This is a genomic window from Pelotomaculum propionicicum (genome assembly GCF_004369225.1).
In the GTDB taxonomy this organism is placed as follows: domain Bacteria; phylum Bacillota; class Desulfotomaculia; order Desulfotomaculales; family Pelotomaculaceae; genus Pelotomaculum_B; species Pelotomaculum_B propionicicum.
This window is the reverse complement of the sequence record NZ_QFFZ01000051.1, coordinates 1-23,135: the sequence shown is the minus strand read 5'-3', so window position 1 is coordinate 23,135 and position 23,135 is coordinate 1. Positions and strand designations below refer to the sequence as shown.

Annotated in this window: 25 protein-coding genes and 1 tRNA gene; 11 read left to right on the top strand and 15 right to left on the bottom strand. The window is 47.1% G+C overall.

Features of this window, described 5'->3' with window-relative positions; all coding sequences use genetic code 11:
- The 5 genes from Pmgp_RS16135 to Pmgp_RS16115 all read right to left on the bottom strand — a co-directional run.
- A partial coding sequence (locus Pmgp_RS16135) for an IS91 family transposase (protein ID WP_134215194.1) occupies positions 1-597 on the bottom strand: 597 nt, incomplete at its 3' end.
- On the bottom strand, positions 590-1,399 hold the full coding sequence (locus Pmgp_RS16130) for a tyrosine-type recombinase/integrase (protein WP_192902969.1): 810 nt from the start codon (positions 1,397-1,399) through the stop codon (positions 590-592). The genes Pmgp_RS16130 and Pmgp_RS16135, both read right to left, overlap by 8 nt.
- Positions 1,381-2,295 carry a tyrosine-type recombinase/integrase gene (locus tag Pmgp_RS16125; protein ID WP_134215190.1) on the bottom strand — a complete coding sequence of 305 codons (915 nt, stop codon included), beginning with the start codon at positions 2,293-2,295 and terminating at the stop codon, positions 1,381-1,383. Before Pmgp_RS16125 ends, Pmgp_RS16130 begins: the two co-directional genes overlap by 19 nt.
- Positions 2,285-3,253, bottom strand: a complete 969-nt coding sequence (locus Pmgp_RS16120) for a tyrosine-type recombinase/integrase (protein WP_134215188.1) — start codon at positions 3,251-3,253, stop codon at positions 2,285-2,287. Before Pmgp_RS16120 ends, Pmgp_RS16125 begins: the two co-directional genes overlap by 11 nt.
- Positions 3,250-4,287: a site-specific integrase gene (locus tag Pmgp_RS16115; protein WP_134215186.1), complete on the bottom strand. Its 1,038-nt coding sequence runs from the start codon at positions 4,285-4,287 to the stop codon at positions 3,250-3,252. Before Pmgp_RS16115 ends, Pmgp_RS16120 begins: the two co-directional genes overlap by 4 nt.
- 217 nt (positions 4,288-4,504) lie before the next feature.
- Between Pmgp_RS16115 and Pmgp_RS16110 the strand changes: the two genes are divergently transcribed.
- From Pmgp_RS16110 to Pmgp_RS16090, 5 genes are all read left to right on the top strand, one after another.
- A complete protein-coding gene (locus tag Pmgp_RS16110) occupies positions 4,505-4,834 on the top strand; it encodes a DUF4258 domain-containing protein (protein WP_205078063.1) in 330 nt (109 codons plus the stop codon).
- 25 nt (positions 4,835-4,859) lie between these two features.
- Positions 4,860-5,312, top strand: a complete 453-nt coding sequence (locus Pmgp_RS16105) for a helix-turn-helix domain-containing protein (protein WP_134215184.1) — start codon at positions 4,860-4,862, stop codon at positions 5,310-5,312.
- A 61-nt stretch (positions 5,313-5,373) separates the two neighbouring features.
- A complete protein-coding gene (locus tag Pmgp_RS16100; protein WP_192902968.1) occupies positions 5,374-6,126 on the top strand; it encodes an ImmA/IrrE family metallo-endopeptidase in 753 nt (250 codons plus the stop codon).
- A gap of 340 nt (positions 6,127-6,466) precedes the next feature.
- The gene (locus Pmgp_RS19515; protein WP_153189229.1) at positions 6,467-6,811 is read left to right on the top strand and encodes a hypothetical protein; all 345 of its coding nucleotides are present in this window, start codon (positions 6,467-6,469) and stop codon (positions 6,809-6,811) included.
- Between the two features lie 28 nt (positions 6,812-6,839).
- Positions 6,840-7,121 carry a hypothetical protein gene (locus Pmgp_RS16090; protein WP_134215178.1) on the top strand — a complete coding sequence of 94 codons (282 nt, stop codon included), beginning with the start codon at positions 6,840-6,842 and terminating at the stop codon, positions 7,119-7,121.
- Positions 7,122-7,281: 160 nt separating this feature from the next.
- Here the strand turns inward: Pmgp_RS16090 and Pmgp_RS16085 are convergent, their stop codons facing one another.
- From Pmgp_RS16085 to Pmgp_RS16065, 6 genes are all read right to left on the bottom strand, one after another.
- Positions 7,282-8,217: an Rpn family recombination-promoting nuclease/putative transposase gene (locus Pmgp_RS16085; protein WP_134215176.1), complete on the bottom strand. Its 936-nt coding sequence runs from the start codon at positions 8,215-8,217 to the stop codon at positions 7,282-7,284.
- Between the two features lie 399 nt (positions 8,218-8,616).
- Positions 8,617-8,868 carry a DUF6504 family protein gene (locus Pmgp_RS16080; RefSeq protein WP_134215174.1) on the bottom strand — a complete coding sequence of 84 codons (252 nt, stop codon included), beginning with the start codon at positions 8,866-8,868 and terminating at the stop codon, positions 8,617-8,619.
- Positions 8,861-9,094 carry a LexA family protein gene (locus Pmgp_RS16075; RefSeq protein WP_134215172.1) on the bottom strand — a complete coding sequence of 78 codons (234 nt, stop codon included), beginning with the start codon at positions 9,092-9,094 and terminating at the stop codon, positions 8,861-8,863. The genes Pmgp_RS16080 and Pmgp_RS16075 overlap by 8 nt, the downstream gene beginning before the upstream one ends.
- Before the next feature lies 1 nt (position 9,095).
- On the bottom strand, positions 9,096-9,224 hold the full coding sequence (locus tag Pmgp_RS20945; RefSeq protein WP_134215170.1) for a LexA family protein: 129 nt from the start codon (positions 9,222-9,224) through the stop codon (positions 9,096-9,098).
- The gene (locus tag Pmgp_RS20115) at positions 9,193-9,336 is read right to left on the bottom strand and encodes a hypothetical protein (protein ID WP_205078065.1); all 144 of its coding nucleotides are present in this window, start codon (positions 9,334-9,336) and stop codon (positions 9,193-9,195) included. The genes Pmgp_RS20945 and Pmgp_RS20115 overlap by 32 nt, the downstream gene beginning before the upstream one ends.
- Positions 9,337-9,582: 246 nt before the next feature.
- Positions 9,583-9,891: an SWIM zinc finger family protein gene (locus Pmgp_RS16065; protein WP_134215168.1), complete on the bottom strand. Its 309-nt coding sequence runs from the start codon at positions 9,889-9,891 to the stop codon at positions 9,583-9,585.
- A 492-nt stretch (positions 9,892-10,383) separates the two neighbouring features.
- Between Pmgp_RS16065 and Pmgp_RS16060 the strand changes: the two genes are divergently transcribed.
- The 4 genes from Pmgp_RS16060 (at position 10,384) to Pmgp_RS16045 (ending at position 18,422) form a co-directional block, all read left to right on the top strand.
- Positions 10,384-10,722 (top strand): hypothetical protein, encoded by a 339-nt coding sequence (locus tag Pmgp_RS16060; protein WP_134215166.1) that lies wholly within the window; start codon positions 10,384-10,386, stop codon positions 10,720-10,722.
- A gap of 220 nt (positions 10,723-10,942) precedes the next feature.
- Positions 10,943-13,108 (top strand): P-loop NTPase fold protein, encoded by a 2,166-nt coding sequence (locus Pmgp_RS16055; RefSeq protein WP_134215163.1) that lies wholly within the window; start codon positions 10,943-10,945, stop codon positions 13,106-13,108.
- Positions 13,109-13,152: 44 nt separating this feature from the next.
- Positions 13,153-15,660: a site-specific DNA-methyltransferase gene (locus tag Pmgp_RS16050; RefSeq protein ID WP_134215161.1), complete on the top strand. Its 2,508-nt coding sequence runs from the start codon at positions 13,153-13,155 to the stop codon at positions 15,658-15,660.
- The gene (locus tag Pmgp_RS16045; protein ID WP_134215159.1) at positions 15,660-18,422 is read left to right on the top strand and encodes a BPTD_3080 family restriction endonuclease; all 2,763 of its coding nucleotides are present in this window, start codon (positions 15,660-15,662) and stop codon (positions 18,420-18,422) included. Before Pmgp_RS16050 ends, Pmgp_RS16045 begins: the two co-directional genes overlap by 1 nt.
- A 140-nt stretch (positions 18,423-18,562) precedes the next feature.
- On the opposite strand, the gene Pmgp_RS16040 is transcribed toward Pmgp_RS16045, so the two are convergent.
- A complete protein-coding gene (locus tag Pmgp_RS16040; RefSeq protein WP_134215157.1) occupies positions 18,563-18,796 on the bottom strand; it encodes a DUF1848 family protein in 234 nt (77 codons plus the stop codon).
- A gap of 178 nt (positions 18,797-18,974) precedes the next feature.
- On the opposite strand from Pmgp_RS16040, the gene Pmgp_RS16035 reads away from it, so the two are divergent.
- Both Pmgp_RS16035 and Pmgp_RS16030 read left to right on the top strand, forming a co-directional pair.
- A complete protein-coding gene (locus Pmgp_RS16035) occupies positions 18,975-20,717 on the top strand; it encodes a DEAD/DEAH box helicase (RefSeq protein ID WP_134215155.1) in 1,743 nt (580 codons plus the stop codon).
- Positions 20,718-20,737: 20 nt separating this feature from the next.
- Positions 20,738-21,055 carry a hypothetical protein gene (locus Pmgp_RS16030; protein WP_134215153.1) on the top strand — a complete coding sequence of 106 codons (318 nt, stop codon included), beginning with the start codon at positions 20,738-20,740 and terminating at the stop codon, positions 21,053-21,055.
- A 21-nt stretch (positions 21,056-21,076) separates the two neighbouring features.
- Here Pmgp_RS16030 and Pmgp_RS16025 read toward each other — a convergent pair whose 3' ends face one another.
- The 3 genes from Pmgp_RS16025 to Pmgp_RS16020 all read right to left on the bottom strand — a co-directional run bounded on the left by Pmgp_RS16025 (position 21,077) and on the right by Pmgp_RS16020 (position 22,877).
- Positions 21,077-22,051, bottom strand: a complete 975-nt coding sequence (locus Pmgp_RS16025; RefSeq protein ID WP_243119909.1) for a transposase — start codon at positions 22,049-22,051, stop codon at positions 21,077-21,079.
- On the bottom strand, positions 22,048-22,530 hold the full coding sequence (locus tag Pmgp_RS20395; RefSeq protein WP_243119908.1) for a hypothetical protein: 483 nt from the start codon (positions 22,528-22,530) through the stop codon (positions 22,048-22,050). The genes Pmgp_RS16025 and Pmgp_RS20395 overlap by 4 nt, the downstream gene beginning before the upstream one ends.
- Positions 22,531-22,794: 264 nt before the next feature.
- Positions 22,795-22,877: transfer RNA gene (locus Pmgp_RS16020), tRNA-Leu, on the bottom strand.
- Positions 22,878-23,135: the final 258 nt, after the last annotated feature.

Genomic DNA, 23,135 nt, shown 5'->3' with positions numbered 1-23,135 from the left:
TCGTTTTAAGTAGTACAAGAATTTGCCTCTGAATTTCCGGGATAGAACCTTGACGGGGATAAAGAACTTTTTCTTTGAGTTCACCCACTTGCCATATGAATCAAGTCCACCGCCCGGTACAATGCAGTGAACATGGGGATGATGCATTAGGTTCTGTCCCCAGGTATGCAGCACTGCTGTAATACCGATTTGCGCTCCCAGGTGTTTTTTATCGGCAGCAAGCTCCGACAGGGTTCCTGCGGCGGCCTTGAACAGTATTTTATAGACAACCTCCTGGTTCTGATAGGCAACAGGGTTTAAAGTGTCCGGAATGGTGAAAACAACATGAAAATACCCCACGTCAAGCAGGTCATCCTTCCTGGCAGAAATCCAGCGTTCCTTGGTTAAAGTCTGGCATTTGGGACAATGACGATTGCGGCAGGAATTGTATGATATACGTGTATACCCACACTCGTCGCACTCATCGATATGAGCACCCAGCGCCGCGGTCCTACAATCTTTAATGGCGCTCATCGCTTTTAACTGATTGGGGAGAAGCCTATGATTTGATAGATACGCATCTCCATGTTGACTGAAAATATCCTGCAGTTCAATCATCAGACGGAGCATCCGAACGGCAAAACGCAGAAGGTTTATCAAGAGGACTTCTAACGTTCGATGTTAAATTGGCAAGATGCAGATAAACGGTCGTGGACTGAATGCTGGAATGACCAAGCAGTTCCTTGACCTGCAAGAGAGTGGCGCCGTCCTCAAGCAGGTGTGTCGCAAATGCATGCCGGAGCGAATGGATGGAGACGTTTTTTGTTATGTTCGCCCTTTTTACGGCTTCATTAAAAGCAAATTCTATCCCAGAGGACGTAATATGCGAAACACGGTACGTCCCCAGAAATAGCCAGCCTTCGTGATGTGTGGGCCGATATTTTTTCCAGTATTCCCTTAAGACATCGAGGCAGTTTTCCGAAAGCAGGGTGTAGCGGTCCTTGCCTCCCTTGCCATTTTCTACAAACAGGCGCATATTCTTCGAGTCGATGTGCTGTATTTTAAGGGCTGCCGCTTCACTGACGCGTAAGCCGGAGCTGTATACAACCGACAGCATTGCCTTGTGCTTTATATTCCGACAACTGCCAATAATCGAGGATACTTCTTCTCTCGTCAAAAGTTCCGGCAGTGTCTTTCGCTTTTTCTGGCGCGGAATCTGAAGATAATTGAGTGTACGATTCAGCGTTACTGCAAACAGAAAACGTATAGCTGCGCTGTAGGTGTTTACAGTCTGGGGCGCGACCTTTTTATCGTTAATCAAGTAGTATAGAAAATTTCGGATGTCGTGTTCATTTAATTGCTCTACTGGCCGGTTACAATGCTCAAGAAAAAGTCTTGCATTTAGAGTGTAGCTATCCAATGTGTGTTGCGATAGCCCTCGGAGTAGGATATCCTCTTTATATACGACAGAGGAATTCCCATTTGGTATAGATGCATAGCTCGCGAATGCCGAAACATATGGGCATGCAAGTGCGGGGGGACTTCTGGACATACTTGCATGGCAAACCTTCCGTAGCGACTTAAAAAACTGGCTACATTTTCCACTGACATTTTCCCCGTCTGACCCTTGATAACCGTATAAAATAGATACATGTCATTTCTGCGAGTTTCTTTTGGATGAAACCGTTTCAGATATTCATTCAGATGTTCAACTGTTTTATCTAACAGAGGAACTGTTCTGGTTTTGTCACCCTTACCGGTAAGATAGACAAATGGCGTGGGAGATTCCAAATGAAAATCCTTCAACTTTAAATCCAATATTTCCTGAACACGGGCACCTGTATCATACATCAATATCATGAAAAACCGGTCACGAAAACCGTTTCTTTTGGCTATGTTGGGTTGTTCAAATACAGTTTTCAGTGCAGTTTCAGACATATATTCTACATTACGCTGCCCCATCTTTTGCACGGGGATTTTTTTCATGTCCATATATATTGCCATGAGGGATGGGTCCTGTATTGCAGCGTAATTGAAGAATGCATTCAACGCGGCCCGCCGTTGGTTTCTGGTGGATGCACTGCAACCCCGTGCGTTCTGAAGCCAGTCAAGAAATTCACAAATCAGATCATTCGTTAAAACATCAAACGAGATTTTTGTGAACGGAATGCTCTTTTCTTCCAGAAGGAAAACGCGGAGCAGGTTAAGGGTTTCTCGGTATGATTTAATCGTGTTTTTACTGCAACATCTGTGACGAGGCAGATATACCGTAAGAAATCCTTTTACATGTTTGAAAAAAGTATCATCAGTCTTCATGGCCCACCTCCGGAATCAAATCTGCAAATCTTCCTTTTGTTCTTTCCGTTATTATAGAGAAGAATTCTTGAATTAGATGTAGATAATAATCGGTCTCATAAAGGCTGGCATGTCCAAGATACATGCTGAGGTATGGAAGGAATGCATTTAGATCTTTCCCTTCTGCTACCCATAGATTAAGACGTCTTACACAAAACGAATGACGAAAATCATGGACACGTGGCCTATTCCCACAGATGCTGTTAATTCCTGTTTTATTCCAAAATTTATGGAACATGTATTGAATTTCACATTTACTGTAATACCCTCCACGGTGGTTTGGAAAAAACCATATGCGTCCAGGAAAGATTTTCTCCACTTCTTTATGATATCTACAGCATAAATTCAGTACATCATCTGACATCATAACGGTACGATCCCTTTTCCCTTTTGCATGTAGAATTTTCAACATACCTGTTTCAAGGTCAACATCTTCCACCTTTAACAGGCGTGCTTCTGATGAACGCAGACCGCAACAGTAAATCATACGGAAGATTACTGGAAATACAAGATGTCTTGCAGGACTTCTCTTATCATAACTGCATTTATCGGCTTCTGTAAAAAAAGCCCTAAGTTCCAGGCTGGTAAATATATGAGGCTCATAACGCTTCTTTTTACCAGGTATTCCATTTGGAATGATATACGCATCAACTCCGATTCCGTTCATATATTTACCCAACTGCCGTACTGGGGTTATACGGCTCTCAAGAGTGGCCACATGTTCATCTTCATTGCGTTGTGCCCAATGCATGGCAACTTTTTTTGTCAGGTTTACTTCCATGGGGTAATGTTCCATACAAAAGCGATCGAACTGCCATAGCCTGAATTCCTGAGTTTTATAGGAATACCCGACGGCACGTTTTTGTTCAATAAGCCCTTCAATATATGGCTTTAGATTACTATGATACACATGGTTCATCGCAGTTCCTCCTTTTCAACTTCAATTCCATCCAGTCCCAATGCACAAAACTTTAAGTTTTTTATATCGGTCGAAAGATAAATCTTTGTGGAATCCTTGCTTTTATGGCCAAGAATCGTAGATATTACTGACAACGGCGTTTCTTTCTCCAAAAGGCGTGTGGCGATGGCATGACGTAGACAGTGTATTCCCTTCTGTTCACCTTCTTTCTGGTGAACACCAGCTTTTTCCATGGCCTGACTTGAAATCCTATAGCAGGCTGCACCATCTATCTTAGTAAATGGTGCACAGCTCCGCAGGAACACATAGGGAGAATCCACTTTAGGTCTTGCATTTAATATATAGTCTGCGATGGCATTGCCGACATCCGCTAGAAGAGGAAGCACAAGTAGACTATTGTTTTTTTTCTGTACTAACTCTATGGTACCGGTCTTCCATTTGATGTCACTGAGACGGAGATTACTGATATCCGTGCGCCTTAATCCAGTCCGTGTCGCCAGTAAGAGTATGGCATAATTGCGTTTTCCCAAGGAATCATTCCTGTCCACGGTTTCTAAAAGTTTCTGTGTCTCATCATATGTAACGCCCGAAACGATGTAGGTCTTCCTGCGTGAATCACTGGGAACTGCCCATATTAGACATGCGGTTGCTTTATCCTTAGATTCAAGAAAACGAAAAAATGAGCGGAGAACCGGCAACACAACGTGCAATCCTTTTGGGAATCGGTTTGAAATATGAAGTACGAATTCGTTGACATCTTTAGGCTTTACTTCAGATATGTTTTTGTACCGTTTCATCTCAAGGTATTCGAAGAAACTTTCTGAAATTCGACTGTATGCCTGGATCGTACCGATGCTTTTCTGCTCATTTTGCAACTGATGAGCATAACATTTGTGAAGTTGTATGAAAGCTGGTTCATTTAATTTTATGATATATCCGCACACGGGGGCATAGATTACAAAGCCCGTTCTTCTTCTGTTAGCAGCTGCAAATGGAAGAAGGGCGGGCTCATCTTTGTTGGTATCGCTGTCCACTAAACCTTAGCTGAGGCGGCGGCAACGCCGGCGCTGTATTACTTACTTCTCGCTGATCCGTGCTGGTACTTTGTTGAAGGTTAGCACCATTTCATGGGATAGCAGGAAATTGAATGTATTTGTTGAAAAATAAATAAAAAAAGCGCCTAAAAATTATTTATGTTGTTTTATTTTATTTTATAATATCTTATAATATATTATAAGGGCGGGGATACAATTGACCTCTTGGCATGAAGCCTGGTTAGAATTGCTCAGAAGGGCAGGAAGGACCCGTAACTACCTTATCTCAAAGCATGCCTTTGTAAGGATGGGAGAGCGGGATATCAGTGATGATGATGTGCAAAGGTGTTCATTGGAGGGGCAATATATTGAGCACCAGGGACACGGGCAAGATTTAAAAGTTTTGCTTCAGGGTGAATGCGATGATGGTTCAACTTTTTATATGGTTGTCGCCCTTGCGTTTCCACGTCCCGTAATAGTTACTGTTTGCAGGTTTAAAGATGGAATTTGGGATGACCTTGGGCCAATGAAAAAGAGAAAAAAATAAAACACCCCAACTAGGAGGGTAAATTATGCAATGTTATGTCTGCGACGGCAATATGACTCAAGTACATAAGGATGTAGAGACAACCTGGAAAGGGAAAACAGTGGTCTTTAAGGGTATAAATGTCTATGTCTGTGATTCATGTGGCGAGGAAGCTTATGAGCCGGATGATGTCAAAGCGATGCAATATTTTATAGAAGGCGCCATAAAGAAGAATGAATACCCTGAAATAATGAATGTCGAAGAAGTGGCGGATTTTTTTCGGGTCAGCAACCAAACCATCTATAACATGCTCCGGGCTGGAAAATTACCCGCCGTTAAAGTAGGCCGGGAATGGAGGTTTCCCAGGGATAAGATAAAAGCAATGGTCTTTGAGCAAGGACAGGAGGAACAGCGTGTTGAACTCGTAGCCAGGGACAGCGGTGACGGTTTAAGCAAAAAGGACGCGGATATTATCTCCAGGCATTTAAGTGATATGTGATGGATTGAGGTGCGAACAGTGGGTGAAATTTATTCCCGGGCTTAGTCCGGCAGGGTATGCGGTGGCACTCAGGAAGGAATTAAAACTTGTCGGAAGAATTGACCCATTTGAAATAGCTAAAGAGATAGACGTACCTGTCTTCAATGAAGATTTAGATGAAATAGACGGCTGTCTTTTAAAGAAAGCAGAAAACAAAAGGATTCTTATAAACAAGAATATCCAACACCTTAACCGGCAGCGGTTTACCCTGGCCCATGAGCTTGGGCACTTACAGATAAAAAGTCACGATGAAAAAATGTATCGTTGCTCGGCATCGGATATCCAGCGCTACCGCGGAGTTAAACTAATAGAAAATGAAGCCAATGATTTTGCCTCTGAATTGCTGCTTCCGGAAGCGGATGTTCAATCGATTGTAAGAAAACGCAGGTTATCGATGGATTTAGTAAAAGATATATCAGAGGACTATGGTATATCCCTTACGGCGACTGCCCTTAAAATAATAAAAGTTTGCCCAGACCGGGGAGCGGTCGTACTATCGGAAAATGGACAGATAAAATGGTCATTTGAATCAAAAACATTTGGCTACGAAGTCAGAAAAACAAAATTGCATGAATATACCTATGCATACGACTATTTCAATGAGGGTTCATTGCCGGACTCTCCACAAAAGGTTTTGGCATACGCCTGGCTGGGAAATGCCAGGGACCGGAATCAAACCTTATTGGAAGAATCTATCGCTATTTATTCATTAGGAATGGTATTAACACTAATCTATACAGAGGACTTAGAAGAGTCAGAGGACGACGAGGAATAAAATGCCTCTCCGGTGTATCCAGTGTAGGTCGCTAAGATTATCTTCAGATGAGGTTTGGCCGGCGGCGCGGCCTAAGACCAGCTATAACTGAAAAATATTTGATTCCAAAGTAATTTTGTGGCGGGCAGCCCATATGCTGCTGTGACTAACTTATGCCCGGCGGCTGCCGGGTAAAGTAGTCCGGCTCTACTACTGCTCATTATAGTATGCTGGCCGCATAATAAAAGAAGCCTGAAAATCACCTGCGCCTGCCGGTAAGGGTGATTTTTTGATCACTTAATTAAACTGGATGTAATCGCCGGTCTTCCGCAGGTTCATTACATGCCGGCCAGGCTGCCTTATGAATGGCTCATGGGAACCCGCGCTCTCCGGTGACTGCCTGGTTCCGGGGTATAGGGCGTGCAGCTGCACGCATTTTCTGCCCGAAACCTGGCTGCCGGGCCACCGCCCGTGCGCTTCCGATCCGCTAGACAGGGCCGCTTGCATTTGGGCCTTAATCCCGGGTAACCGGCGGCCGCATACCGCTCCGCTCCGCGCACGCGATTTGCATACTTCTTATAACCAGGCGCCCAGGCGGCTAAACGGCAAGCGCAACTGGCGCAGGAAAAAGGGCGACGGCGAAGTGATCACCCTGCCGGGCGCAGTCCCGGCCATTATTTCGGGAGAGGATAGATGGATCGATTGATTTTCAAGTATTAGGTGACCGGATCAAAGTGCTGAAAAAAAGGAAAGACGACCTTCATGAATACCTGGCTTCGAAAAGCTCTCCTTTGTCAAAAATGACGGAAGAGATGGTTATCGAATATTTATACGTCACTCAAAAGAAGGGAATTGACAGGTCTAATTTTCTTGCAAAAAAGAAAACCGTGGACCTGTATGTCCACGAAGTTAAGGTTTTTCCTGATAAAGTTGAGGTTATGCTTAAGCTTGACTTTGGTGCGGATAAAGGTGGTGTCGGAGGGCTGACTTTACTTTATCCGCACATAGGAGCATAGGTTATTTACCACAACCCGCTCAACCTGGCGTTTGCAAGCCGCAAATAAAGAAAAAACCTTGGCGTCAATACAACCAAAGGCTCCCCTGAAATAATTACTTCAAGCCGGCCCAAATGCAGGGATGCAGGCAGCACCCTTCATAAAGGACCAGTCTCGCATATCATGACGGCTCAACTACGCCTTCATTGATGATAGCCCGAGCCTCTTCCAGGGTATTGGCGGCGAATAACTCTTCAAGGACATAATCCAGCACTTTCAAACTACTCATCTGCTGGACCTTTTCTTGCAAGCCGGCCGATTTCTTGCCGAATCTTCGATCCAGATACTTTCTGATGACTTCCCGCCTGGCTTCGATATTGCCTTCCGCACGACCTTTCTCATGCCAACTGGTGGTAATTTGCATAATGATGTCGACCTCCTTGCGATCCAGTGTTCCCAATTCCCGGTTATATTGTTCTTCTTCTTCACGGTTCAGTTTTAGGTAGGTCTCGAAAAAGCCGGCCAGAAGTTCCATCCGGGCCGGGTCCAGTTTCATTCGGACCAGCATGCGCATGAACTCCAGCTTTACCTTAACTTTTTCTTCCGGCTTAAAGCCCATCTTGCTTAAAAGGGCGGCAGCCACCGGATTGTCGCTTTTTATATATTCCCGCCAGTTCAGTTTCTTTAATTCCAGCTTATAAAACCGGAAATTCAAGACATCCAGAAACGGAAACCCCAGTTCAAAACTGTCCGGTTCATTCCTTACCCGGTCGTAGCTGAATACGACCACCGGTAATATTTTGCGCCGGTATTTTTCATAGAGCCGGCTGAAATAGATGAACATCCGCCTGTTGAAATTTTTTTGCACATATGCCTGCGGCTCAACATGTACCAGGATCAAACCGGGTTCATCTTTAAGCCGGGTCTCCACCAAAATGTCCACTTTGCGCTTTTCTCCAGCCGTCACATCAGTAAAAATTTCCTGTTGGAGAAATTTGATGTGCTTCAAATCTATGGAGAGGGCGGCTTCCGGAAAGAAAAGTTCTATAAATTCGGCAAAAAACGTCTCCAGCAATTCCTTAAACAGGCGGTCATGGTCGATCTGATTTTCGTTCATCTGGCCGTCTCCTTTTTCCTCTGATCACAGTTTACTTTATGGGCGGTATGGTTTCAAGAGATTTACAGCACCGATGGTCATATTCTGAGAGTCTCCCGTTTTTGGCTCCAAGATTGGTTCTTTCCCGGCGGGATTCGCAACCGCTACATTACTACTGTAAACTCAATTCCAAATATCTTATGCCGGGCTGAGCGCCCGGCTTCATCCGCCGGCAACATTCCATGCCCGGCACCACCTCGCCAGCCTTCCGCTGCTGCACCGGACCCGAAAGAAATGTCCTTAATCAAAGGCATTTCGGAATCTTGTAAGCCGGTGCGGCCTGCTCTACATTCGATATATTTCGGGAATTGCCAGGCTCCGGTTGGAAATCCAATAATGAAAAAATCCTTTAATCATTACTTAGTCCCACACCCGCTCCAGGATCCACGTTCCCGGGGCTTTTTCATAATACAGGTCACACACCAGGCCCTGGTATGTTTCGCACCGGTACCGGACCGGTTCCGGCTCCCTAAACCTGCTCCACCAGTACTGAGCTTCCTCATAGACGGCACAATTAAAAATCCGGTACCACCGCCCCAGCCAGCGGAAGCGCTTGGGCTGCTTATTCGCGTCAAGTTCGACCTGCACGGGCGAACGATAAAGTTTAGTCATAGTCTTTCACCACCCGGAGGGCGCGGCGCCGGGGCTGTTCAACCTTGACGTAACCGCCATAGAGTAGCTCGTTCAAGTGCTTGTGCACGGTACCGACGCCGGCGCCTGTTATTTTGGAAAGCTCGCGGATAGTCGGAGAGTAGCCGTGCCTTTCGGTGTAATTTTTTATGGCGTTTAGGAGGTCTTGATTCGAAAGACAAACATGATTAAAAACCGGCCCTACCATCTTACTTCACCACCCGCAGTGTGCGTGGCCGGCCCGGCTCAAAGGTGATGTAACCCTTGCGCTTTATTTTTTTAAGGTGCTCATAAACCGTACCAAAATTATACCAAACTGACGTTCTGCTGGCAGGCATGGCGGCGCGGGCAAGGACCTACGAAGCCCGGCCTCGATAGCGCCGGAAGCGGTGTGTAGAGCGGGAGTGAAGTCGTAGCCGGAGCAAGAGCTGCCGGCACTCTGGCTGACACGCACAGGACTCGGGAGGGTGGCATGCACATTTAACCATGCCGGGGCGGGCGTTAGCCGGCCCCGGCTTTCCGCTTAGAGACCCACAGAGCCCGGCCCGGAAGCCGGCCTGTGAGCAGGCTGCGGAGCGCGCGGCGTGACCGGCCGGGGACATACGAAGGCCCGCTGCCTGGGGCCTGGCTGGCCGCGCAGAGCGCGTAGCGGTCCGACCCCAGCATCTTCCGGGCACCGGCCAAAAAAAGCTGCAGCTACAGCTGCAGCAGCAACCCTTTCAACTCCCGCCGCTCACTGCGCGCCTTTGCCACAGCACCCAGTTCGTGCAGCGCCACAGAGGCTATATGCTTGCAGTACACACTGCGCTCGAAGAAGTCCCTGCAGCTGCAGTATACCCGCTTGCACTCGATGTACACCGTGTACTCGTCGCGTGTACCTTTAATGCGCGCACTGACGTCCTGCACGCCGCGTTGCACATCCACCACCTTAATGCTGCCGTCCAGCAACCCCGCAACCGCGCGGCCCAGCCTCGAATCGTCAACCTTACAAAGAAATTTTCTCATCCTGCAACGCCTCCTTTTCTTTCAGACGGGCCGACACCGATGCCCCTGTCAAGGGCCGTAGCAAAGCGAAGAACGTAGCAAAATTTTTTTCGACCTATAAGCTTGACCCAAAAGCAAAAGAAAAAAATTTTGTAGAGCGCACCCTTGACAGGGGGCATACGCGGCGGCGCGGTAAAGTAAAGGGCCGGGCAGAAAATTTTTTCGCCCGCCAAAGGGCTGGCCCAAAAGAGAAAAAATTCTCTGCCCGGGCGAAGCGAAACCCTTGACTTTGCCTGACCCAAGGCGCCGCCGCGCAAGGTGGCGGTATAATTAAGGAGCGGGAGGCTTGACCGTTCCCCCTCCCTTTAGGGAGGGGATAGAGGTGGGTTTCCTTTTAAGGACCTCAAAGACAGCATTGAAGCGGCGTAGCCGCTCTTCTTCTGGCGGGCGTAGCCCGCCCGTTAAAGCCCCCCGGACCCCAAGATTGGGGGCGGGGGGTTGGGGGGTTGGGGGTTGACCGGCCCACTAAGCCAAGCCCAGCACGGCGCACGGCCAACAAAGCCAGGCCTGGGAGCTGGGCGCGGTGCGGCAGCCCCCCGGCCGGAGCCAGTGCGCCCGGCCACAGATGGCAGGCGCATACGCGCGCGGGCGGAGGCCCGACCCGCGAAGGCCGGCCCGGACAGGACCCCAGAGCTGGGCAGTCTGCCAGCCATGCCAGACAGCGAAGCCCGGCATCAAAGGGCATGGACGGCTGTCTGCCCGACATGCAAAGGACCGCACAGGATCACATGCACAGTCAATCTGACCACACACGGCCCGGACCTGACCTGTGAGCAGAGCTTTTTCAGTTAGGGCCGGGCGGTGTGTGGCTTCCTTAATTCATAGGTTTCTTTTGTTTGTATGAAGATGTCGATTTTTCATTCATAAAGGCATACATTTTCTTTTTTCAGAAGGAAAATTATTTTGAAACGAAGAAATGTTTTCCATAAATAAAAGAAATTATTGGTTAATCCTTAAAAATCCGGAATAAGTAAGAAGTCGTTTGATTAGACAAGGAGTTGACTTTGTAAAGGTGCAAGATATTTTGGCTGATACTCCATTGGAAAACCCTGCTGATGACCGGTTAGGATATGCTCCATTCGCAAAGAGTCTTGCCGAAGCAATCTGTAAATTTAATGATGATGAAGGACTCGTTTTTGCTCTATTTGCCCCTTGGGGAAGTGGTAAAACCACCTGCTTAAATTTTATTCAATATTATATTGATGCCGAAAAAGGAGAAGAAAAACCTCTTATTGTTCGGTTTAATCCCTGGTGGTTTTCCGGTCATGGGGATTTGTTAAACCAGTTTTTTAAAGAGTTTCGAGCAGCGCTTGGGAAGAATGATATTTTTAAAGAATTGCTCGGTAAACTTGCTGGTTTTGGTGAAATTATTTCTGATATTCCAGAGCCTACGGGAATAGTAAAATATTTAGGGAAAATTTTGCCGGTTTTAAATCAGATGCCTGAGAAACAGGCATGGGAGATTAAAGAGGAAATTGCAAAAGAAATAAGAAAACAAGATATTCCCATTTTAATTATCATTGATGATATTGATCGCCTTTCTGCTGATGAAATCGTAACTATTTTTCGGGTAATTAAGGCTGTTGCAAATTTCCCTAAAACAAGTTATTTGATTGCTTTTGATAAAGACGTGGTGGTTAGGGCGCTTAAAAGAGTTCAGAGGGTACCCGGCGATAACTACCTGGAAAAAATCATTCAAGTTCCTTTTGACATGCCGCTTCCTGACAAGATAAGCGTACGTAAGCTATTTTTCGAAACGTTGGATAAAGTCTTTGCTGGTACCCCTGAAGATTTATTTGATCAAACATACTTCGGCAATGTATTTTGGGACGGCATCGACCATTTCCTAAAGACAGTTCGTAATGTAAAAAGGCTGACAAATGCTCTTAAAATAACTTACCCTTCTGTGGTTGGAGAAGTAAATCCCATTGATTTTCTGGCAATTGAAACCATCAGAGTATTTTTACCTGATATTTATTATTTAATCAGGTCGAATTCAGAGATGTTCAGTGGTCTTGCAGACAGACAAGGCAATTTAGGCCCAAATATTGAGAAATTAAAACTATTCCACAACCAATGGCTAGAAAATCTTCCCGAAGCTGAAAAAGAAATAGTAAAAAAATTAATTCTTCGTATATTTCCCAAATTACGAGCAGTATTTGAAAATACTTTTGTTTCAGATCATAATTGGAGGAAACAATTACGTATTTGCAGCCCGGATAAGTTTCCGATTTATTTTAAGTTCGCCATACCGGAAGGGCAAATCTCTAATGCTGAAATGAAGGCATTTCTTGTTTTAGCAGGGGACAAAAATAGCTTTGGCAAACTTTTGTTAGATCTTGCAAACCAACATTGTTTAGATGGAAGGTCACGAGCCAGCGTATTTCTTGAAAGAATGGAAGACTATACCGAGAAGGAGATACCAAAAGCTCATATAAAAAATATTTTTCTAGCTCTCTTTGATGTCGGTGACCATTTGCTTTTGCCTGAAGATGAGTCCCGGGGCTTTTTTAGCTTTGGTAATGATGTTCGTTTAGATCGCATTATGTTTCAGTTGTTAAAGCGCTACAATAATCAACAAGAAAGATACGAAATTCTAAGTGAGGCTTTTATCAATGGGAGTGCGCTTTCAACAATAGTAAGGGAAATAGCTGTTTTGAGCCAACAGCACGGAAAACTCGGCACTGATGCTGATGATGAGAAAGAAAGATTGGTGGGAGCACAACACCTTGAGGAACTAGAACAAATAGGGCTTAAAAAAATTAAAGACGCTGCAGCTAGTGGAAACCTTATCAATTTACGGAATTTTGCAAACCTCCTTTACCGCTGGAAGGATTGGGAGAATGATGAAGCGCCGAGAAAATGGATAGAGTCAGAATTATTAACGACCAATGAAGGGATTGTTGATTTACTGGTTGGCTTCCTCTCAAAAAGCTATAGTCAGGCTTTAGGCGACCGGGTTTCCAGGAGTAATTGGCGACTTGATCCAAAAGTTCTTGAACCATTTATCGAGCCGTCAACAATTATTGATAGAGCACGTCAGATTTTTCGGGACTCGCCGGAATGGCTAAAAGGTGAAAAGAGAATTGCATTGGAAACCTTTATCAAGCATTATGATCTTAGGGCGAAAGGTAAAGACCCGAATCTGGAAATGAATGAGGCATCGAGTAGTTACTAGCTTGGTTGTAAAAATACCTTTACTTCAAAGCAGGAGGGAGCACTTTGGCTGGGAAGAATAAAGAGGATCAAAGTATTGATCAGTACACCTACCCGGAGAAAAAGCGGCTCAATAACCCGCCGGTGGGGTTGGTCACCCCCGGCACGGATAAAGATGCGCCGAAGAAAAAGTATCAATATGATCCGCATCTGGATCCCCAGCTGGTCTGGGCCGGGAAGGCGGAGCATACCAGCTTCGAGGTGGACACGGTATCCCTGCATGTCCACGAGCGTATTGATCCCCTGACGATAATTGCCGGGGTAAGAAAGCAGGCAAACCGGCAGGAAGAGGAATATTATCAGATGAGCCTCTTTGAGAAGCTGGAAAATTACCGGCCCTTGCGTGAGGCTGTCGATTTCTACAAGCACGACCAGGACTGGGCCAACCGCCTGATTGCAGGGGACTCCCTCCTGGTGATGAACTCCCTCTTGGAGAAAGAGGGTATGGCCGGCAAGGTGCAGATGATTTACATAGACCCGCCCTACGGGGTGAAGTACGGCTCCAATTTCCAGCCTTTCGTCAACAAGAGGGACGTAAAGGACGGCAAGGACGAGGACCTGACCGCCGAACCGGAGATGATCCGCGCTTTTCGGGATACTTGGGAATTGGGTATCCATTCCTACCTGACCTACCTGCGCGACCGGCTGCTCCTGGCCAGAGAGCTCCTCACCGAAAGCGGGAGCTGTTTTGTGCAGATCAGTGACGAGAATGTGCATTTGGTGCGGTGCTTGATGGATGAGGTTTTTGGTGTGGGAAATTTTATTTCCATGATTACGTTTCAAAAAACGGGTGGGATAGCAAGTAATAATTTGGGAAGTACGGTTGACTATTTATTATGGTACGCAAAAGATAAAAATTCTGTAAAATATCGTCAACTATATTTAACAAGAAACGTTGGTGATACTTCTTTAGATAGGTATGATATGGTTTTGCTAAGTAATGGTCAAACAAGAAGACTCACAAATAAAGAAATTAAAAATAATGTTTTACCGGAAGACGCTAAAAGATATCAATTAGCTCCATTATACTCAGAGGGTTCCACAAAAAATGTAGATCAAGTGTTTTATTTTGAGGGAAAAGCTTATTTGCCGAGAAAAGATACACATTGGAAAACTACCATTGATGGGTTACGAAGACTAGCAGAAGCAAATAGAATCGAAGTAATGGGAAGTGTAATTAGATATAGAAGATTTTTGGATGATTTCCCAGTCATACCACTTACTGATCGTTGGGAAAGTACCCAAACGGGTACCCTAAGGACTTATGTTGTACAAACTTCCCCATTGGTTATCCAACGCTGCCTCCTGATGACCACCGACCCCGGCGACCTTGTCTTTGACCCTACCTGCGGCAGCGGCACCACCGCCTACGTGGCCGAGCAGTGGGGGCGCCGCTGGATCACCTGCGACACCTCCCGGGTGGCCGTCGCCCTGGCTAAGCAGCGGCTGATGACGGCGGTCTTTGACTATTACGAATTGGCCTACCCGAAGGAAGGGGTTTCGAGCGGCTTTAAATACAAAACAGTTCCCCACATCACCCTGAAGTCCATTGCCAACAACGAGCCGCCGGCCCAGGAGATCCTCTACGACCAGCCCCTAGTGGACCGCAAAAAGAGGCGGGTGACCGGCCCCTTTACAGTTGAGGCCGTGCCCGCGCCGGCAGTGAAGTCCCTGGACGACATTGAAGCTCCCCCGGAAGCCGATAATTCTATAGCCCGCAGCGGCGAGACCCTGCGACAGGCCGAGTGGCGGGACGAGCTGTTGAAGACCGGCATCCGCGGCAGGGGCGGGCAGATTATCGAGTTTTTCCGACTGGAGCCGCTGCCCGGCACTACATGGCTGCATGCCGACGGCGAAACTAAAGAAGAACAGCCGAAGCGCGCGGTAGTTTCCTTCGGCCCTGAGCACGCTCCCCTGGAGCAGCGGCAGGTGGCCCTGGCTATTGAAGAGGCCCAAAACCTAATTCCTCGGCCGCAGCTGATCGTTTTTGCCTCCTTCCAGTTTGACCCCGAGGCAGCCAAGGACATCGACGAGCTGAAGTGGCCCGGCGTCACTCTGCTCAAAGCCCAGATGAACGCCGACCTGTTGACCGCCGACCTGAAGAAAAAGCGTTCCTCCAACCAGTCCTTCTGGCTCATCGGCCAGCCGGACGTGGTTTTGCGCCGGGACAAAAAAGGAAAATACACCGTGGAAGTGCTGGGCTTCGACTACTACAACACCAGGACCGGCCAGATCGAGTCCGGCGACACCGCCAAAATTGCCATGTGGATGCTGGATACCGACTACGACGGCCGCAGCCTCTTTCCCCAGCAGGTATTCTTCCCGATGGCCGGTGATAAAGAAGGCTGGGGCAAGCTGGCCAAAAACCTGAAAGCTGAGATCGAAGAAGAACTTATTGAAAAATTCTGGGGCACCGTTTCCTTGCCTTTTTCTCCCGGTGTGCACCGGCGGGTAGCCATAAAAATCATTGACGACCGTGGCATTGAGTCCCTCAAAATATTGGAGGTGCGGTAATGGCCGGGGGAATCGACAACCTGATCATAAACAGCCCCTACGAAAAACCAGCCCGGCACTGGAGCTACAACCGGGAGAAGATGCAGTTCAAGCTGGCCGAGGGGCGGCGGCCGGCCGGCTACGTCATTGCCTCCGGCCGATCCCGCTCCTTCGACGATCCCGGCATTTTTATCGAGCTGCCCCTGGTTAATAAAATCCGCAAGAGAGTGAACCAGTGGCGGGAGAGCGGCTACCCCGGCGTTACAGGCATTACTAAAAAGCTCCTGGAGCACTGGCAGGACCCCGAAGAGCGTTACGACCGCCGCTTTTTCTTCTGCCAGTTGGAGGCCATCGAGACATTGATCTGGCTTGTCGAGGCCCCGGAGCATGAAAAAGCAGGCATCGAGATCCCTTCCGACGGCGGGGATTTCCGCCGCCTGTGCAACAAAATGGCCACCGGTTCGGGCAAAACCATCGTCATGGCCATGACCATAGCCTGGCAGGTATTGAACAAAGTCACTTACCCCCAGGATACCCGTTTTTCCAAAAACGTGCTGGTGGTGGCGCCGGGCCTTACCGTCAAAAGCAGACTGAAGGTGCTCAACCCAACAGAAGTTAATAACTACTATCAGGAATTCAATATCATCCCGCCGGCCTTTTTTGACAAGCTGCGCCAGGGCCGGGTTTTAATCGTCAACTGGCATATACTTAAGCCTCTGGACGAGAACTCTGGTCCGAAAGTGGTTAAAAAAGGCCCGGAAAGCGACGAGGCCTACGTCAAGCGGGTTTTAGGAGAAATGGCCAGTGTCAGGAACATCATCGTCATCAACGACGAGGCCCACCACGCCTGGCGGGTGCCGGCAGAGTCGAAGGTCAAAGGAGTCAAGAAAGAAGAAATCGAAGAGGCTACCCTGTGGGTAGGCGGGCTGGACCGGATCCACCGCAAAAGGGGCATTTTGAACTGCTTTGACTTTTCCGCCACTCCCTTTGCCCCCTCCGGGAAAAAGGCGGCGGAAGAGGCTCTGTTCGGCTGGATTATTTCCGACTTCAGCCTGAACGACGCCATCGAGTCCGGCCTGGTGAAGACCCCCCGTGTGGTGGTGCGGGACGGCGGCCAGTTGACGAAGGATTATAAGTCTCGCTTTTACCATATTTACATGGACGAGGAAGTAAAGGACGACATCAACCGCAAAGCCATGCCTTACGAGCCGCTGCCCGATCTTTTAACCAACGCTTACTACTTCCTGGGCAAGGACTGGCTGGAGACGAAGCAGACCTGGGAGAAGACGGGTCACCCGACCCCGCCGGTAATGATCACCGTCTGCAACCGTACCGAGACCGCCGCCCGCATTGAGTACGCCTTCAATCACGGCATGATCCTTATAGATGAGTTAAAATGTCCGGAAAGAACCCTGCGCATAGATTCCAAAGTACTGGAAGAGGCTGAAAGCAGGATTGATTCAGAGGACATTGAAGCCCGGGATGATGACGATGAGGGCGGTGAAAGGAAGCTCTCCAAAAAAGAACAGGCCGAACTGCTCCGGCAGACTGTGGACACGGTGGGTCAGGCCGGAAGGCCCGGCGGGCCGATCCAGAACGTCATCGCCGTGGCCATGCTTTCTGAGGGCTGGGATGCCAAAACCGTCACCCACATCATGGGCTTGAGGGCTTTTTCCAGCCAACTCCTCTGCGAACAGGTGGTGGGCCGGGGTCTACGCCGCACTTCCTACGAGATCAATTCAAAAGGCCTTTTTGAGGCTGAATACGTGAATATCTTCGGTGTACCTTTTACCTTCCTGCCTCACGAAGGAGGCGACGGCACCCCTCCCCCTCCGCAGGCCCCCAGAACCTGCGTGGAACCAATGCCGGAAAAAAGGCAATATGAGATCCGCTGGCCCAATATTGTCCGCATCAACCACGTTTACCGGCCCCGCCTGGCTCTAGATCTGGATAAGGTCAAGGAACTGGAGATTAAACCGGAAGAAACCCCTACGCTGGCCGAAATGGCGCCGATTGTTGACGGCAAACCCGACGTCACCAAATTGACACAGATTGACCTTGAAGAGCTGGGCCAGAGATACAGGAGCCAGAAAATTATTTTTGAAGTGACCAGGGACATTTACGAGCAAATGAAGCCGAGCTGGGCGGGAAATAAAGAATATCTCCTGTTCCAGCTGATTAAGCTTGTTGAGGAATTTATCAATACCGGCAAGATAGTGATTGCCGGCCTCTTCGGTCGGGATGAACTGAAAAGACGGATCCTGATCACCCTGAATATGCGCAAAGTGGTACACAACATTTTCGAGGCCATACGCTTTGAGAATACAGAGGCCATCGAACCGGTCTTCGATCGGGAAAAGCCCATCCGTTCCACCGGCGACATGATGACCTGGTATACCAGCAAGCCCTGCGCAATTACCCAAAAGTCCCACATTAGCCACGTTGTCTTTGACAGTACATGGGAGGCCAGCGAGGCCTTTGAGCTGGATCACAACGACAATGTGGCCGCCTGTGTGAAAAACGACCATCTGGGCTTCGAGATCCTTTATATTTACAAAGGCGTGGTGCGCAAATATCGTCCGGATTTCTTAGTTCGTCTTACTAACGGAAAGATGCTGGTCCTGGAGGTAAAGGGCCGGGAAGACGAGCAGAGCAAAACCAAACGAAAATTTCTGAATGAGTGGGTGCAGGCGGTCAACGCCCACGGCGGCTTCGGCCGGTGGTACGCGGATGTGTCTTATAGTATCGGTGATTTAAAGGGGATTATTGAGAGGTATAGTTAAGTGCGGGTTAAAAAACTCCTTAATTAACCAGATTCTTAAGAAACTACCTGGAGCATGTTGATGCACCGGTATCATTACTCGGAATTCAAAGCCTTACCGGGCCTGCTCCGATAGAAAAGCGGGAGGAAGCAATTTGATTATTAGTGCCGCTTGTAGAAGCCAATAGCTCCCAGCAGTGTCCGGTATGCATTTTTAGTCCAAAAAACGATAACATCAACATCTTCTGGCTTCAACGAAACATAAGAAACCTGGTTGCGATTGAAAGGGTTAAATACTGTACAATACCCGGCTCTAATACGTTCAATAAACCATTTTGTATAGAATGCAGGGATGTCCGTTCGGCACGACCAGGACTGGGCCGACCGCTTGATCATCAGGGAATTCCTACTGGTATTCTGGAAAAAGGTCATGGTCGACAAGGTGCAGATGATTACATAGACCTGCTCTACAGGGGAGTATGGCTCCAACTATTAGAATTTCGTCAACAAGCGGGACTCAAGGACGAGGACCTGACTGACGAGTTGATTATTTTGCAAAGGAGGTTTTTGAGCAATGGATGTTTTTCCCAATCAGGAGGAGATAGAAGTTGCGGCAGATTTGTTGGTCAATACTTACTCCATCTCACCCCAGATGGTCAGACGATTGTTGGGGGAGAGACAGCGGGACGAAGCAAATGGCATAATGCATAGATTTAAAGGTGAAAGCATGACTAAGCTTGACTTGGTTAAACTTCTTATAATGCGCAAGGGATCGGAATTGTTTGCCGGGAGCAGTGAGGAAGTGAAGGATTTACGCTTTTTCTTGCTTTCCAAATTGCCAGATGATAAAATCGCTAAACTTTTTGAAGAACATGGGCAGCGAAATAATTCGATTTCTTCTCCTTCTCATATGCGCAGGCCCTTATCCCAAAAACCCTGGCACGCAAATGGCCGCTGGTCAAATGCATTTGTGGAGGCGGTTGGTTTTCCGAAAATATTTGCGGGGGTTTTGCAACGAGACTCTCTACCAACAGTTGATAATTTTGATCCGCTGAGCAAACTACCTGAATTAGTTGAATTTCAAAAAGATCTGAAATTAAGGATGCTTAAAGTTCTTGAGCAGGAAGGGGATAAAACAAGGTGCGTCGTGACATTGCCCACCGGCGGAGGTAAAACAAGGGTAGCGGTTGAGGCCTTTATTGAATGGATGCAAAAACGGTTTGCCAATGGACAGTATATGATATGGATTGCTCAGAGCGAGGAGTTATGTGAGCAGGCCCTGACTTGTATTAAGGATATGTGGGGTTCCAGGGAATATGTCAGCTCTCTGAGAGTGTACCGTTATTATGGCGGCCGGGAAGTTCCTGAAAAAGAATTAAAGGGCGGCGCCGTTGTCGCCAGTATCCAGCAAATACATAACCGCATTAAATCGGAAGATCCGGTTCTCATGGAATTCTTAAAAAAATGTGGGGCAATGATTATAGATGAAGCCCATCGGGCGGTAACGGACATGTATGACGTTCTTTTAAATAAAGCGGAGCAGTTGTGCGGTTCTGACTTGTTTCCGATTTGTGGCTTAACGGCTACCCCAGGACGGGCGGGAATTAATAAGAGTGATGAAATTGGAAAATTGGTTAATCGTTTTGAATTCTACCTTATTAAGCCCAACCTGGGGGAAGAATATTCTGCTGATCCGGTGAAATATTTCAGAGAGAATGGATATTTAGCTAATCCCCGCCATATTGTCTGTGAGATGGGTAAGGAATATGAGTTAACTGACTCGGAAATTGAACAGATGGCAAAAGAAAACGATGTTCCGGCAGGTTTTAGAAAGCGATTGGCATGGGATCGTGACCGGAATATTTTTATCATTAAGAGACTTTTAAAAATAAAAAAGGGTTGTCCAACGATTGTCTATGCTTGTACAGTTGAACACGCCTATTTTCTTTCAGTTATGCTGACTGCGACAGGCGGGCGGCATACTGCCGCCGTATCCTCTGATACGCCAATGACAATTCGCCGCGGGATTATTCGTGATTTCAAAAACGGCAAAATAGATTTTTTGTTTAATTACGGGGTCTTAACAACAGGCTTTGATGCACCGAAAACAGAATGTATAGCAATCTGCAGACCGACTACGAGTGAGATTTTATATGAACAAATACTCGGCCGTGGTCTTAGAGGACCTGCATTTAAAGGCACAAAAGAATGCCTGGTTATTGATTTTGCCGATAATATTAAGAGATTGGGAAAACCTCTGGCCTATGCCAGGTTTAAAGACTTTTGGACGGAAGAAAGTTTTGAGGATAATTGTTAAGGAGCAATGGCGGTGAAAGTATGTGTTATTTTATCTGCGAAAAGTGCGGCGAAAAAATTTACCCGATTGACGGATTCTTGTCATGGCAGAGGGAAGATGGAATTCTAGCTAATTTCCAGATTGCCCACCGGAAGTACAGTGACCCGCAAAATAACGCCTGTGTTACGCTATTCGAGGTAGTTGACGAAGATGGTTTTATGGGATTTATCAAGTACCTTATTGACTGCTGGGGCGATGGCCTGACCTTGGAAGGTCACGAGAGCCTGCTACGGGTTTTTACCAAGATGTACGAATACAGAAACCAACGGCTGAAGGATTTGCTATATGCAAATGAATAGCGAATATTTTATAAACATGAGTTATGCAGTTATAGGTAAATAGCCCCAGTTCCACAGCCATAAAAATGGATGTGGAGGCCAGAATTTTTCAATGAACCTTGAAAACCGATCGCCAGTTGTGTCAAAATAGACTTGGATTTGTTGCTTGCAACAGCAAATCCGATGACTGGCGTTGAATAAGTACCTGACCATTTCGCGGTGGGAGAGGGCTTCTTCGGCGCCTTCTTTATTGCATTCCCATCTTGCGTAGCACAATAGGGTTTCTGCGATAAAAAGCAGTTCCATATGAGCAAAATGCGAAGCTTCCGACCGCGAATGGCAGTTTGTGAGTCCCAGTTCCTGTTTGACCGTGCGGTAAAACACTTCTATCCGCCAGCGCTTGACATAAACCGCCGCAACTTCTTCCGGCGCATCATATCGGTTGCTGATTAGCAGGTAGGCGTCCCGGTAGGTGGCACTTTCATCTTCTTCTTGAATAATTCCATCCACAGTGACCGGCTCTTTTCGGTACGTGGATGCAACGGCTGCAATGGGGACATATCGCCATCGTCTCATGGGCTTCCCTTTCCGGTTTGTGGTGTTATAGGGAAGTTTGATGTGGATATCGGGAATGATGATGACGCCGCCTTTACCGAGGGTAGAGAGTTTTGTATAAACGGTACGTAGCAGTTCCTTCGGGTTGACCTTCTTGTATTGCTCTTTCCGGGATATCGGATCAAAGTATTTGCAATACAAAACGGTATTTTTCTTGGCCTTGGTCACCCAATCGAAGTTGTGCTCGACCAGCCAGTTCAAGAAATTCTTGCATAAGAACCAGCGATCCATAGCTACCCAGAGTCGTTCACCACAGGTACTGCGAAGATCCAGGAGCATTTTCCGTGCCAGTTCCAGCTTGGTTTGTTTGTCATTCTGGTGTTCAGTTTTACGCCAGAATCGCCAGAAGAGTGGGTATTCCAAGCCGTTTTTCAAAACGGCATAGGTAGAAATCAAGTTCATACACCAGATATGATTCCGGCTAGAACTATCAAACAGCCAGCACAAGAAGGGAAGTTTTTTCCAAATGGGTGGGCTACTTTGGTGTCATCCAAAGCAATCACATCCCCTTCGGATAACCAGGATTCCGGGTGTTCTTGAAGCCTTTGGATACGGCCAACCGCAAACTGGAGCCATTCAAAGGGTTTCGAGAAAAACCGGCTGAAAGCGGACTGACTAATGGATTCTCCTTTCAGTAAGACCTTCAGAATAGGAGAATCCAAGGTGAAATCTGCACACTGGTTTACCGAAGGCTTTTGAGCAATCAAGCCGCAGATATATGCAAAGGCCATCAACCAGCTGGAAACACCGGAATGCTTAACAATTCCCTTCTGCAAAAAGAGTAGTGAGAGATCAAACTTCTCCCAAAGACTCTTTAGGAGTGGGATACCGCCACCAGGACCATGTTGTTTGTTTTCAAAGATCGGCTTTTGTAGATTCATTTTTTCGTATCACCCGTATCTACAATGTAATGGCATAAAATACCATCCATTTCGATTATTGGGCGATTTTGAAAATGTCAAGGGCTTTTGAGTATTTTTTGAGCATTTTTTAAAAATGTTTTTTGGTACTAATTTACTGAAAGTGCATAACTACTGTTAATTATATCCTAACAAAACCCGTAGCATCCGGATGGAGGGACAGGTTTACGTAACTTGTTATCTTCAAAAAAAAGCGTGGAAACAACTTCCCACGCTTTTTTTCTCTGGTGTCGGAGGCGGGACTTGAACCCGCACGGTCACCCATACGCCCCTCAAACGTACGCGTCTGCCTATTCCGCCACTCCGACATATTGTGCATCATTCGACAGATCTTTCACAATGCCTGCCGCCCCCGCAAAAGTTATTATAACAGACCACTATTTTGAAAGCAAGTGTAAGTGATGGAGTGATGCCCACGTTAGTTTGACAGCATAGTTGTATAGAGAAAACCAGAATTCCTTGTGGCAGAAGGCTTCAGGGGAAATTTTTTTGTGATTTTTAATCATTTTTATGTGGCATAAAATGGCACAATATGATATAATAGAGATAGAACTATTACATACAGC

Excerpts from the sequence above, each read along its gene's own strand:
- Pmgp_RS16125 (WP_134215190.1), bottom strand. The coding sequence starts at position 2,295 with ATGAAGACTGATGATACTTTTTTCAAACATGTAAAAGGATTTCTTACG.
- Pmgp_RS16120 (WP_134215188.1), bottom strand. The coding sequence starts at position 3,253 with ATGAACCATGTGTATCATAGTAATCTAAAGCCATATATTGAAGGGCTT.
- Pmgp_RS16105 (WP_134215184.1), top strand. The coding sequence starts at position 4,860 with ATGCAATGTTATGTCTGCGACGGCAATATGACTCAAGTACATAAGGAT.
- Pmgp_RS19515 (WP_153189229.1), top strand. The coding sequence starts at position 6,467 with ATGAATGGCTCATGGGAACCCGCGCTCTCCGGTGACTGCCTGGTTCCG.
- Pmgp_RS16085 (WP_134215176.1), bottom strand. The coding sequence starts at position 8,217 with ATGAACGAAAATCAGATCGACCATGACCGCCTGTTTAAGGAATTGCTG.
- Pmgp_RS16080 (WP_134215174.1), bottom strand. The coding sequence starts at position 8,868 with ATGACTAAACTTTATCGTTCGCCCGTGCAGGTCGAACTTGACGCGAAT.
- Pmgp_RS16075 (WP_134215172.1), bottom strand. The coding sequence starts at position 9,094 with ATGGTAGGGCCGGTTTTTAATCATGTTTGTCTTTCGAATCAAGACCTC.
- Pmgp_RS20945 (WP_134215170.1), bottom strand. The coding sequence starts at position 9,224 with ATGCCTGCCAGCAGAACGTCAGTTTGGTATAATTTTGGTACGGTTTAT.
- Pmgp_RS16065 (WP_134215168.1), bottom strand. The coding sequence starts at position 9,891 with ATGAGAAAATTTCTTTGTAAGGTTGACGATTCGAGGCTGGGCCGCGCG.
- Pmgp_RS16045 (WP_134215159.1), top strand. The coding sequence starts at position 15,660 with ATGGCCGGGGGAATCGACAACCTGATCATAAACAGCCCCTACGAAAAA.
- Pmgp_RS16040 (WP_134215157.1), bottom strand. The coding sequence starts at position 18,796 with ATGATCAAGCGGTCGGCCCAGTCCTGGTCGTGCCGAACGGACATCCCT.
- Pmgp_RS16035 (WP_134215155.1), top strand. The coding sequence starts at position 18,975 with ATGGATGTTTTTCCCAATCAGGAGGAGATAGAAGTTGCGGCAGATTTG.
- Pmgp_RS16030 (WP_134215153.1), top strand. The coding sequence starts at position 20,738 with ATGTGTTATTTTATCTGCGAAAAGTGCGGCGAAAAAATTTACCCGATT.
- Pmgp_RS16025 (WP_243119909.1), bottom strand. The coding sequence starts at position 22,051 with ATGAACTTGATTTCTACCTATGCCGTTTTGAAAAACGGCTTGGAATAC.
- Pmgp_RS20395 (WP_243119908.1), bottom strand. The coding sequence starts at position 22,530 with ATGAATCTACAAAAGCCGATCTTTGAAAACAAACAACATGGTCCTGGT.